Origin of the sequence: Formosa sp. Hel3_A1_48, from assembly GCF_001735715.1 — a bacterium.
In the GTDB taxonomy this organism is placed as follows: Bacteria; Bacteroidota; Bacteroidia; order Flavobacteriales; family Flavobacteriaceae; genus UBA3537.
This window is the reverse complement of sequence record NZ_CP017259.1, coordinates 199,548-212,396: the sequence shown is the minus strand read 5'-3', so window position 1 is coordinate 212,396 and position 12,849 is coordinate 199,548. Positions and strand designations below refer to the sequence as shown.

Genomic DNA, 12,849 nt, shown 5'->3' with positions numbered 1-12,849 from the left:
TTTTTGTAAAATAATTTAATGAAGTATAAATTTTTAGTAGTTTTAAATTTGTTTTGGGCATTCAATATGAATGCCCAAAATGAATTACCTATTGCTAATGGTGCTTTGGAAAGCATTGACGCGCAAACAAATACTTTTAGTTTTTGGTCCAATTTACAAATCAATGGCGGTCAGGTAAACTACTCCATAGAAACCGAAAATTTAATCACTGGAAGTACGAAGGCACAGAAAAGTCAAATTATTTCATTAGGGTCTAGCGGTTGGCATGTTAAAACACAAAGTGATTATTTATTTCAAGTGGAAGCGGAACAAAGCTATACCGTCCGATTTTGGGCAAAAGTTAGTGGGTCAAGCTCTGCGACCATGAAGGTTGTATTTCAAGCCTCCGATGCTTCTGGAAGCTATCAAGGAAACGACACAACAATTTCTCAAGACTGGCAACAGTACAGCCACATTTTTACAGTGGAAGACAACGCAGATTTAAATAAATTGAGTTTTTGGTATATGGGTGCAGGAGTTACTTATTACTTGGATGAAGTTGAGGTAGTCGCAGGAAATACGATCTCATTTAACCCCGCTTTCACCTATCAATCTGTGGATGGATTTGGTGCAGGCATAAAGCGAAGAACGGAGCATCTATATGCTTTGGAAGACAGCATGCGTGAACAGATTGAAATACATGCATTTCAAGACTTGGAGCCTAATATGATTCGCTTTTTTGTATACCATGACTTGGAAGATCCTAACGATAACAATAACCCATTTTATCTAAATACTGCTGGACTGGACTGGACTCGCTATGACAGTGATCCTACCCTATGGAAATCTCGTTATGTAGCAGAAGCACTCAGTAATGCGTTTAATTTGAGCACCTATGGATTTGACCACATTATAGGCAATTGTAATAGTGCGCCAGCGTGGCTAAAAACCAATGGAGCGCACAATGATGGTGGTACTCTAATTGCGGATGGAGAGGATGAATATAGCGAGTTCTTAATCGCTTTTATCAATGGAATGCAATCGCGTTATGGAATTAATATTACTGCAATTTCACCAACCAATGAACCTGATTATGATGTGACCTATGAGTCTATGAATACAACCCCCTCAGAATTATCCTCAATAATTTCAAATCTTGATTCGCGCTTAGATGCTGAAAATTTAAGTGCTATTAAAATCATATCCCCAGAAACGTTTAGAGTCACTTCAAACGATGCAACAAAGTCTACAACTAATTACATCAACACTATGTTTGAAAATTCAAGTGTAGTTGATGCAACGGATATAGTTGCTACACACACCTATCAAAACCCTATAACACCATCAAATTGGTCCTCTCTATCTACAGCGGCTATTGGTAAGCCTATTTGGGTAACAGAAGCTGGTAATTTACACAGTCCAAATTGGGATATGGAAGACGCTAGTTATCATATTGATCGTATTATGGATGGCTTTAACTTTGGAGGCCTTACTGCTTACATGTTTCATTTATTTTATGAACAGCATAAGTATCAATCAGAAGTCAATACTGGCCAAAATTACGGCTCATCTGCTTTGGTTTTATGGGATTCTAATATGGATATTATTTTGCCTAAACGCTATTTTGTTTTAAAACATTTTGCAAATTTAGTTAAAACTGGTTTTCAAAGAATTCATCTTAATAATTTTGACTCAGGACTAAAAGCAGTTGCTTTTAAATCCCCAGACGAAACTAAAATTATTCTGCAATTGTATTCAGATAATGATATTGGTAGTTTTGAAATCGAAATCCCTCAAGGAACAACTTCAATAGAACATTATATAACCTCAGATGCTGAGAACGATAACTTTAGATTGATAACAAATGAAAATTACGACTTGAGTGCTAACTACATCGGCTCGAATCTTTCAGCCATGTCGATGCATAGTTATGTGTTTACAATCGACAGTTCATTAAGCTCTCAAATCGGATATAACAATCTAAATGAACCTAAAATTTTGGTATTTCCAAATCCCACAAATGCTCTGTTGGAATTGAAATTTCCAGTGAGTCAAAATCGTGAAATTATAATCTATCAATTAAACGGTACTCAGGTTTTTAATGAAAAATATCAAACCGTAAAAAGTGTTTCAATAGACGTAAAATCATTTGCTGATGGGATGTATATAATAAAATCAATTACTGAGGATGAACAACAAACCGCTAAATTTTTAATCGAAAACTAATGAAAATTAATAAATATTATTGCTGTTTTTATCTTGTTACATTATTTTCTTTTTTTAGCCTACAAGCCCAATATAGCTCAACAACGCCAAACTTCATTTTTTATTTAGCCGATGATCAGGATCTATTAGACTATGGTGTCTATGGTAATCCAAAAGTACATACCCCAGCAGTAGATGCCCTAGCTCAAGAGGGTATGCGTTTTACAAACTTTTATACAGCGCAAGCCATTTGTGCACCAAGCCGTTCTCAGATTTTTTCTGGAATGTATCCGATCAAAAATGGATGTATGGCCAATCATCTTCCAGTTAAACCAAAGCTCAAAACAGTTATAGATTATTTAGAAGCCGAAGGCTATGATGTTGTTTTAGCGGGGAAAGGGCATGTAAAACCAAATTCAGTTTTTCAGTGGTCAAAATATTTTAAATCGGTAGATCATCGTTATTTACCACTTGATAAACTTGAAAATTATTTAGAGAATGTCAAAAAACCGTTCTGTGTTTTTGTTACTTCAGACTTTCCTCATGGGCCTTACCCAAAAACATCACAATACACCAATGAGGATATTTTTCGACTTCCATATGATGAAGGTAATTTTAGAAAATTCAAAACAGGTTATTATCAAAATATATACGATGACAATACGCAGTTAGAACGTGTTTTGAAAATGGTCGAAGCCAATGATTTTGTCGAAAATTCAATTTTCATTTATGCATCCGATCACGGAATTTCTGGCAAATGGGGTGTAGCAGAACAGGGATTGAAAGTACCCTTTATAGTGCGCTGGCCTGGCCATGTTGAGCCTAATTCTGTTTCGCATAACTTACTTAGTTTTGTCGACGTATTACCAACTTTTCTTGATATTCTTGGTGCTGAGGTTCCAAGTGAAATTGACGGAAAGAGCTTTCAGTCTGTACTAAAAGGAAATCAAAAACCTATACATAAATATATTTTTTCTCTTGCGACTAAACAAAATATCCAACAATGTAAAGTATTTCCAACACGAGCTGTAAGGGATGAGCGTTATAAATTCATTAGAAACTATAATTCTATTGAAGTTGTGAACTCTAACTATGGTTCAAATCCTGTTGTTAATGAATTTATTCGAATGGGAGCAGCGTCTTTTCCAAATGTGCCTTTTGAAGAACTATATGATTTAAATGTTGATCCATATCAAAAACAAAATTTAATTGATAACCCTAAATTTTCAGACCAAAAAGAGCGTCTTTCATTAGCATTAGAAGATTGGATGGTAACACAAAATGATTTTTTAATTAACTCTAAAATGCCTTTAATTAAACCAACACTACACCCATTGGATCGCAACTCTAAATGGAATAGCGTTAGTGAAGACTTGGCAGGTAAATTAGATGAAAGTGATTACACTCCTTTACATTACTAAAGTTTTGATTATGAAATTTTCAAATAAAATTAATTATTTACTTTTTGCATTCTGTTTTGTTTTTAGTGTAGCTGGTCAAAACAGTTCAAAAAAACCTCTGAATGTTATTTGGATAAGCGTTGAGGATATGGGGCCCGTGTTAAGTAGTTATGGAAATAAATCTATTCAAACCCCTAACATAGATCGTCTGGCCAATGAAGGCATCAAATACACCAATGCTTATGCTACAGTTGGAGTTTGTGCTCCAAGTCGCTTTTCAATTATTACCAGCATGTATCCTGCGCGATTAGGTGCGCACAACATGCGTACGGGAGACCATAACAATTTTAAGTGGCCAGAAGACGTGAAATTTAGACAAAACAAGGGTGTGGTTGATAAATCAGGTGAAAATATTCCAGATTACGAAGTGGTTACACCAAGTTATGTCAAACCGTTTACAGAGTATCTTCGAGAACAGGGGTACTATTGTGTTAATGATGATAAATGCGATTACCAATTCAATGCCCCATTCACAGCATGGGACGATGTGTACGGAGGAGGGTCTTACAAAAATGCACCAGATGGCGCCCCTTTTTTCTATGTTAAAAATTATTACACTTCTCATGAATCACGAATTTGGTTGCGAAAGGATAAGCCAATAACAGTTGACCCAGAAGAAGTTCCAGTTCCCGACTACTATCCAGACATTCCAATTGTTAGAAGTGATATTGCTCGTAAATATTCAAATATTGAAGTTCTAGACAAAGAGGTTGGTGAATTATTGGAGCAGTTAAAAGGCGATGGTGTTTTGAATAATTCTATAATCTTCTTTTGGAGTGATCATGGTGGAAATCTATTACGTCAAAAAAGAGCAGTCGGAGATAGCGGTCTCCACGTACCTTTGATCGTTCGCTATCCCGATGGCTACCGTGCTGGTGAAACTGAAAACCGATTAGTTTCTTTGATGGACTTAGGACCAACAGTAATGTCTTTAATAGGAATTAACCCCCCTGATTATATGGACGGGAAAGCCTTTGCAGGAGATTTTGAACAATCGCCTAGACAATATATTTACGGCTCCGCAGATCGCTTTGATGAATGTACTGATATGCAACGTTCGGTTTTGGATGGTCGATTTGTGTACATCAAAAATTTTATGCCTGAACTTCCATTGATTTACAGAAACAAATATCGAGAGCAAATTCCTATGAATAAACACTTAATTGAACTTGATTCCTTGAACAGGCTTGAAGGAAATGCTGCGTATATTTTCATGAAATCCAAGCCAAATGAAGAGTTATATGACCTTGAGAATGATCCATATGAAGTGTATAATTTGGCTGATAACCCAAAATATGAGTTCAAACTAAAAGAATTAAGAACACAACTTGGTCAATGGCAAGAAGCCATTGATGATAAAGGCTTTGTTCCGGAAAGTGAATTAATTAAATCCTTTTGGCCCAATATGAAACAGCCTAGTACTGCCAAAGTTAATATTCAAATTAATTCAGAATATATTTCGCTTAGCTGTGAAACAAAAGGAGCATCAATAGGTTATCAGTTGGGAGAAGATGTTGGAACAAATTATTGGAAGTTGTATACAACACCTGTTCAAACTGAACCCAATGAAAAAATAAGAGCTAGAGCTATCCGAATTGGTTATAAAGCTTCAAGCATAACAACTAATTAAATTTTAAAACAATGATTTCAATGAAACAACTTACGATTTTACTTTTTTGTGTCACTATAATGCCCCAGTGTTTGATCAGTCAAACGGGCACTAAGAAGCATAATATTCTATTTATCTCAATTGATGATTTTAGACCTAAAATTAACTCTTACGGGGAATCCAAGATGATTACCCCAAATATTGATAAACTAGCTTCTGAAGGACTTCAATTTAATAATGCTTTTACCAATATTGCTGTTTGTGGGGCTAGTCGCGCGAGTATTATGACAGGAATAAGGCCAAGTCAAGATCGTTTTAATGATTACACCTCTCGTGCCTCAGTTGATACACCAGAAGCAATAACTCTAAATCAACTCTTCATGGAGAATGGTTATGAAACTGTTTCCTATGGAAAAATTTATCATTTTCCAGATGATACCAAAGAATATTGGTCTGAAAATGATGGAGGAGCTCACCAGGCTGATTATCAAGACCCTGTGGCTCAAGAGCGCAAACGTAATGGTGAAAAGGGATCACACGGTCCTAAGGGGCCTGCATTTGAATCTCCTGAAGTTGATGATTATGCCTATAACGATGGCAAAGTCACAAAAAGAGCCATCAAAAAAATGGAGGAACTAAAAGCGGCAGAAAAACCTTTTTTTATGGCTGTTGGTTATGTTTCGCCTCATTTGCCGTTTATTCAGCCCAAAAAGTATTGGGATATGTATGATCATAGTTCAGTAGAGCTTGCGGATAATGCTTACCAACCCGAAAACTCCCCTTTTATAGCGATGCATGCCCAGCACGATTCTGCTGAGCTAAGAAATATGTATTTAGACATTCCTAGCGAGGGCTTATTGAGTGACGAAATGTCAAGAAATTTAGTTCATGGGTATTATGCAAGCGTAAGCTACATGGATGTTCTAATTGGGGATTTAATTCAAGGATTAGAGGATTTAGGACTCAGAGAAAATACAACCATTATTTTATGGAGTGACCATGGATTTTTTCTAGGTGAACATGGATTCTGGTGCAAACACAGCACTTTTTATGAAGCCATAAAAATACCATTTATTATTTCTTCACCAGGTTATGCCAAGGGTCAAATTACAACCTCATTTACAGAACTTATAGATGTCTATCCAACGCTTTGTGAATTGACAGGAATCGAACCTCCTAATTATATTCATGGTGAAAGTTTAACCTCTGTTATGAAAAACCCATCTATTCAACTAAAAGATGAGATTTATACCCGATATAAAGAAGGGGAGGCTGTAGTTGATGCCAATTATTCCTATACAGAATTCTTCAGAGGCGAGACGTATTTAGGAAATATGTTGTATGACTTAAACAAAGATTTAAAACAAAATGTTGATATAGCAAAAAATGCAGAAAATGCCGAATTGGTTAAGAAATACAGCGAAAAACTTAAAGTTATGAGGGATTTTGTCAATAGAGATCCAATAAATAATAAATAAGTCAGAACATTTTATTTCTATAAACCTTAGTCTATAACTGTATATGTTTATCCTCAAATATTACATTGTTATACTCAAATGTTTTAATTTATTTCAATCTGCCTAACTACATTTAAGCTATTAAAACGAATGAAATAATATGGCATTAATAAGCAGTTGTAAAAAACAACGAAGCAATTTTTTTAATCATATCTATTTAATTGTGATTCTTTTATCCACGTTTTCACATGCTCAGGATTATTATGTTTCAAATGCATTAGGATCTGATGGAAATGATGGTTTAGAAACGTCTCCTTTCCAAACTATAAACAGAGCGATATCAGAAGTTGAAGCTGGTGGAACAGTATATGTTATGGAAGGCACTTACAGAAACCAGAATTATGGTACTGTTGATGTTTCTAACTACATCAATATGAACAATCCACATGTTGTGACAATCAATAAGTCTGGAACAGCTGGGGCTTATATCACTTTAAAAAATTATCCCGGTCATACCCCAATAATCCAATTTGATGGCAGGGGTGGAATTGTTATTTCAAATGATATGAACTATATCATTGTTGAAGGTTTTGAAGTGGTCGGACCTGCTGCCTCTATTACTTATGCCGAAGCATATGCAAACAGAGAATATAAGGTTTTAGCCGCTTCTGATCCTGATGATGACATCAATTATAACCATACTTATTTTTCTGGAAAGGGGATTTGGGGTGGTTATGGCGCGCACCATCACATTATTATTCGAAACAATATTGTTCATGATACAGCGGGCTCTGGAATTCGCTTCAATGACTCCGATCATATTACTATTGAATACAATGAGGTTTACAATACCACTTGGTGGACATCATCGGCCTCAAGTGCCGTTGTATACGCACAGACTATTGCTTCCTCGGAAGCTGACAATGGAACGGATGTAAAAATGGTAATGCGTGGTAATTTAGTTTATAACAACTGGAATCGCATTCCTTTTTATACAACCCGATTGCCTGATAATTCAGGGAATACCAATCCAAATTATGGGACAGCAGATTATAACAGTATAGTGGATGGTCAGGGATTATATGTTACAAGAAGCGACCCTAGTTATAATGGCACCTTTTTGTTTGAAAATAATGTATGTGTTAACAATGGTAAGAATGGGATTAATTTTGATAATTCTTTAGCTGCATCAGCAATTATTAGAAATAATACGCTTTATTTTAATGGTGTTCATGAATACATTCAAGACCTATCAGTTGCAGAGGGTAATCCATCACATAGAGGCCAGAATGTTGCAGGAATAAAATCCAATAAAGTTTTAAATTCAACAGTTGTTAATAATATTGTGGTTACTAGACCATTAGAAGATGCACCTTCATACTATGGAGATGGATTTACATCACTTCAATTGAATCAGGTCTCCAATAATAGAATCGCAAATAATAATCTCTTTTTGAACGGGTCGTATGCTTTGCCAGCAACTTCAGAAAATAATATTGTTAATCAAGACCCACTTTTTGTTTTATCGCCATCAGTTGTCAACGGTCCAATTGATATTTCAGCTACTGATTTTTCAATCACTCCAAACTCTCTTGCCATTGATGCAGGTGATCCAAGCTATACTCCCGAAAATGATTTTTTGGGGAACCCAAGACCAACACTTCCCAATGCAATTTCCTTCTCAAGTTTCGAAAATTCGACGGGCGGCTGGTCTCAATTTGGGTCTCCCACTTTGACTTCTACCACGGCAAACTCAAAATCTGGAGATTACAGCCTTTCAGTTAGCAATCGAACCGAGAACTGGCACAGTCCTAAATTGGCATTGGATAATCTTATGGAAGTTGGGCAAACCTATACGTTTTATGTTTGGGTAAAATTAGCCAGCGGCGGTGCTGGAAATGCACAAATAACCATTAGAAATACTACATTAAACACTTATACATCTGTAACATCCAGTACTGCTGTAAATGACCAGGATTGGACGCTTTTGAACGGGGATTTCACATATCCATCAAGTGATCTTATGTTTGCGTATGTCAAAGGACCGAATGTTGGAGATGGAGTTGTTAGCGATTTTTACATAGATGATTTTACTTTGGTTCCTCAAGGATCTGCTGAGGTAGATTTTTCTAATATTGACAACGATGATGTTGTTGATATTGGTGCCTATGAGTTTATAAACACAACCGCCGGAGTTTGGGATAATGACACTCTGAATGGCCAGATCTTTGTTTACCCCAACCCCGCTAAAAACCAAATAACAATTTCAAAATACACTGCTAATGATCAGATTGAGGTTATGGACCTTTTAGGGAAATACTACCAACTCTCCAATCAAGAAAACACACTAGATAAAACCTTAACCTTGGACGTTTCAAGTCTTAGCAAAGGGATTTATTTGGTAAAAATTAGAAATTCATATACCAATAGTTTCCAAACCCTTAAGTTTTTGAAGCATTGACAACAACTATATTTAAAAATGAAAAAGATGAAAAAATTAAAAAAACCAATATTTCTAACATTTATTTGTGGTCTTATTTGTTTTATCAGTTGTGCCAGTAAAATTGTTTCTGAATCTTCCAGTAAGTTGTCATTAGGCACACATTTTAAAGATTTATTTTATTTAGGAGCGGCCATTAACGAAAACACTATTTTAGGTTTAGATCCAAAATCCGCTACAATTGTAAATAGTGAATACAATACAATTTCACCGGAGAACTCTTTAAAATGGATGTTTATTCAACCCAGTCCTAACAAGTTTAATTTTAAAGCAGCAGATAAATATGTTGAAATGGGTCTCAAAAACAACATGTACATTGTGGGACATGCTTTGGTTTGGCATAATCAGCTTGCAGATTTCATGCAAAATCTTGAAAACAGTGCTGAGACCAGAGCACATGTGGAGAACCACATCAATACGTTAGTGTCTCGCTACAAGGGTAAAATTGATGCTTGGGATGTAGTCAATGAAGCTTTTGAAGAGGATGGAAGTTTGAGAGCGTCTGTTTTTTATAAAAATATGGGCAAAAATTACATTGAGGAGGTTTTTAGAAAGACGGAGAAAGTAGATCCAGATGTAGACTTAATTTACAATGATTACAATCTTTACAAACCAAAAAAGAGAGCTGCCGTTCTTGAAATGGTTAAAAAATTTAAAGCTAATGGTACTAAGATTAACGGAGTTGGGGTACAAGCCCATTGGGATTTAAAATCTCCAAGTATTGAAGAAATAGAGCAAATTATTTTGGATGTACATGCTGCAGGTGTTTATGTCTCTTTTACAGAACTTGACATCTCTGTACTTCCCAATCCTTGGGAAATGGTTGGGGCCGAGGTGACTCAAAATTTCTCACAGTTTGAAGGCGATCCAAAAATGAATCCATACCCTAATGGATTGCCGGATAATATCCAAGAAAAATTAGCAAAGCGTTATCAGGAAATTTTTAATGTTTTTGTCAAACACAGTGATAAAATTAATAGAGTTACTTTTTGGGGGGTAATGGACAAACATTCTTGGCTCAACGATTGGCCGATTAAAGGGCGTACCAATTACCCATTGTTATTTGATAGAAATTATAATCCAAAACCAGCCTATAAAAGTGTCCTAGAGGTTAATACAGATCAACAAAACTAAAAATATTTATATGAAATCTATTTCAGAAAAATTGTCAATAACCGAAAAGATTGGTTACAGTTTAGGTGATTTGGCGGCTAATTTGGTCTTTCAAACCCTAATGACTTATTTAGCATACTTTTACACCGATATTTATGGACTTGAAGCAAACGATGCGACTGCATTAATGTTTGTTGTGGGAACTGTAGCCGCTTTTGGATTTAATCCCATTGTGGGTGCTATTGCAGATCGTACCAAATCCAAATGGGGCAAATTTCGACCTTGGATATTATGGACTGCCGTTCCGCTTGGAATTATCTCAGTTTTAGCATTTAGCACACCAGACTTCAGCTATCAAGGGAAGTTGATTTATGCTGTAATTACATACACCTTATTATTGTTATTATACGCTTCGAGTAACCTTCCATATTCTGCATTGAGCGGAGTAATAACCGGAAATATGAAAGAACGTAATAGTATTTCTTCTTATCGATTTGTGGCGGTGATGTTTGCTCAATTTTTTGTGCAAGTTTTCATGCTACCAATTATAATTTATGCTGGCGAAGGCGATAAAGCTGTTGGGATAGAAATTGTGATGACTTGGCTCGCAGTTATTGGTACCATTATGTTATTAATTACTTTTTTCACGACAAAAGAGCGTGTCGTTCCTACCGAAGAACAACAATCTACAGTGAAGGATGATTTATTGGATTTGATTAAAAATAAACCATGGGTGATAATGTTGGTCCTGACAACTTTAACATTTATCTCTTTAGCCATGAAAGGAGGGAGCTATGTGTATTATTTTGAAAATTTTATAGATGCATCAAATTTAACTCATTTTATTAGCCCAATATTAGAGTTTTTATCTAATATGGGTGTTAATTTCTTTGGAAACGATCCAGTCTCCGCTGGATTTGGATTGTTTAATGCCGGTGGTATTATTTTTATGATTATCGGTATTGGCTTATCAAAGCCTTTAGCTGATAAGTATGGAAAACGTAATGTCTTTGGATGGTTTTTATTTATTTCAACCCTTTTTATCATTGTTTTTTACTTTTTTAAACCAACAGCAATCACATTTATTTTTGGTGCTCAAATTTTGCACGGTTTTTTCTATGGCATTACCATTCCGTTATTGTGGGCAATGATTGCTGATGTCGCAGATTTTTCTGAATGGAAAAACAATCGAAGAGCTACTGCTATTGTGTTTTCAGCGATGATGGTTGGACTAAAGCTAGGACTTACTATTGGAAGTTCGCTGGTAACTCAAATTCTTTCATCTTACGGCTATGTTGCCAACAGTGAATTGGGGCAATCTTCAGAAGCTATATTGGGAACTAAGCTTCTTGTTAGTGTTTATCCTGCCATACCATTTTTGATCGGTGTGGCCCTCTTATTTTTCTACGAAATAAATAAAAGTATGGAATCTCAAATTGAATTTGATTTAAAACAAAGACGAAATAATTAATAATCATGCCTGAAGATAATATAGACCATATAGATTTTAAAGCATTAAACAAAAAGGCACTGTCTGCCCCATTGGTAACTCATATATACACCGCAGATCCCTCTGCTCATTATTTCAATGGAAAAATATATATATATCCATCTCATGACATTGACGCTGGCGAGGCTTTTGACGATTTGGGAAGTCATTTTGCGATGGAAGATTACCATGTTATTTCCATGGACAATATAGACAGTAAAGCTGTTGATAATGGTGTGGCCTTGCACGTAGATGATGTGCCTTGGGCAAAACAGCAAATGTGGGCCCCCGATGCCAATGAAAAAGACGGGAAATTTTATCTTTTCTTTCCAGCAAAAGATTACGAAGGGATTTTTCGAATTGGTGTAGCTATCAGCGATTCTCCAACAGGCCCCTTTAAAGCTGAGCCAAAAGCCATTGAGGGCAGTTTTTCTATAGACCCGGCTGTTTTTAAAGACGATGACGGTGCCTATTATATGTATTTTGGAGGCCTTTGGGGAGGTCAATTACAACGCTGGAGAACAGGTGTTTTTAATGCCGATCAGCCTGAAAGTCCTACCGCTTTCCTTCCAGCAGACGACGAACCGGCTTTGTTGCCATTGGTTGCTAAAATGTCCGAGGATCTATTGGCATTTGGCGAAACTCCTAAGGCATTAGAAATTCTTGACGAAAATGGAGATCTTCTGCTTTCAGGAGATAATGACCGCCGCTTTTTTGAAGCCGCTTGGTTACACAAACATAATGGGAAATATTATTTTTCATACTCCACTGGAGACACCCATTTTATATGTTATGCCATTGGAGATAGTCCCTATGGGCCGTTTATCTATACAGGCCGAATTCTTAACCCCGTTGTGGGGTGGACTTCCCACCATTCTGTTTGTGAAGTCGAGGGAAAAACCTATTTGTTTTACCACGATTCTTCCCTATCAAAAGGTATTACGCATTTAAGATCTGTAAAGGTAGCCGAATTAAAATACCGCCAGGACGGTACCATCATTACTTTAAATCCGTATTAATTTTAATCAACATTTTTA

8 protein-coding genes are annotated in these 12,849 nt (G+C 36.0%); all 8 read left to right on the top strand.

Annotation, left to right across the window (positions count from 1 at the left end; all coding sequences use genetic code 11):
• Positions 1–18 precede the first annotated feature (18 nt).
• The 8 genes from FORMA_RS00985 (at position 19) to FORMA_RS00950 (ending at position 12,831) form a co-directional block, all read left to right on the top strand.
• Positions 19–2,205, top strand: coding sequence for a T9SS type A sorting domain-containing protein (locus tag FORMA_RS00985; RefSeq protein ID WP_069673908.1), 2,187 nt, complete (start codon positions 19–21; stop codon positions 2,203–2,205).
• On the top strand, positions 2,205–3,605 hold the full coding sequence (locus tag FORMA_RS00980; RefSeq protein ID WP_083236533.1) for a sulfatase family protein: 1,401 nt from the start codon (positions 2,205–2,207) through the stop codon (positions 3,603–3,605). The genes FORMA_RS00985 and FORMA_RS00980 overlap by 1 nt, the downstream gene beginning before the upstream one ends.
• Positions 3,606–3,615: 10 nt before the next feature.
• Positions 3,616–5,274, top strand: coding sequence for a sulfatase-like hydrolase/transferase (locus FORMA_RS00975; RefSeq protein WP_083236594.1), 1,659 nt, complete (start codon positions 3,616–3,618; stop codon positions 5,272–5,274).
• 20 nt (positions 5,275–5,294) lie between these two features.
• Positions 5,295–6,731, top strand: coding sequence for a sulfatase (locus FORMA_RS00970; RefSeq protein ID WP_069675391.1), 1,437 nt, complete (start codon positions 5,295–5,297; stop codon positions 6,729–6,731).
• Between the two features lie 202 nt (positions 6,732–6,933).
• Complete coding sequence (locus FORMA_RS00965) at positions 6,934–9,171, top strand: carbohydrate binding domain-containing protein (protein WP_197500769.1); 2,238 nt, start codon at positions 6,934–6,936, stop codon at positions 9,169–9,171.
• Between the two features lie 27 nt (positions 9,172–9,198).
• Positions 9,199–10,344, top strand: coding sequence for an endo-1,4-beta-xylanase (locus tag FORMA_RS00960; RefSeq protein ID WP_069675390.1), 1,146 nt, complete (start codon positions 9,199–9,201; stop codon positions 10,342–10,344).
• A 10-nt stretch (positions 10,345–10,354) separates the two neighbouring features.
• The gene (locus tag FORMA_RS00955; RefSeq protein ID WP_069673906.1) at positions 10,355–11,794 is read left to right on the top strand and encodes an MFS transporter; all 1,440 of its coding nucleotides are present in this window, start codon (positions 10,355–10,357) and stop codon (positions 11,792–11,794) included.
• Between the two features lie 5 nt (positions 11,795–11,799).
• Positions 11,800–12,831 (top strand): glycoside hydrolase family 43 protein, encoded by a 1,032-nt coding sequence (locus FORMA_RS00950; protein ID WP_069673905.1) that lies wholly within the window; start codon positions 11,800–11,802, stop codon positions 12,829–12,831.
• The last annotated feature ends 18 nt before the right edge of the window (positions 12,832–12,849 follow it).

Coding starts and splice junctions, on each gene's coding strand:
- FORMA_RS00985 (WP_069673908.1), top strand. CDS start 19: ATGAAGTATAAATTTTTAGTAGTTTTAAATTTGTTTTGGGCATTCAAT.
- FORMA_RS00980 (WP_083236533.1), top strand. CDS start 2,205: ATGAAAATTAATAAATATTATTGCTGTTTTTATCTTGTTACATTATTT.
- FORMA_RS00975 (WP_083236594.1), top strand. CDS start 3,616: ATGAAATTTTCAAATAAAATTAATTATTTACTTTTTGCATTCTGTTTT.
- FORMA_RS00970 (WP_069675391.1), top strand. CDS start 5,295: ATGAAACAACTTACGATTTTACTTTTTTGTGTCACTATAATGCCCCAG.
- FORMA_RS00960 (WP_069675390.1), top strand. CDS start 9,199: ATGAAAAAATTAAAAAAACCAATATTTCTAACATTTATTTGTGGTCTT.
- FORMA_RS00955 (WP_069673906.1), top strand. CDS start 10,355: ATGAAATCTATTTCAGAAAAATTGTCAATAACCGAAAAGATTGGTTAC.
- FORMA_RS00950 (WP_069673905.1), top strand. CDS start 11,800: ATGCCTGAAGATAATATAGACCATATAGATTTTAAAGCATTAAACAAA.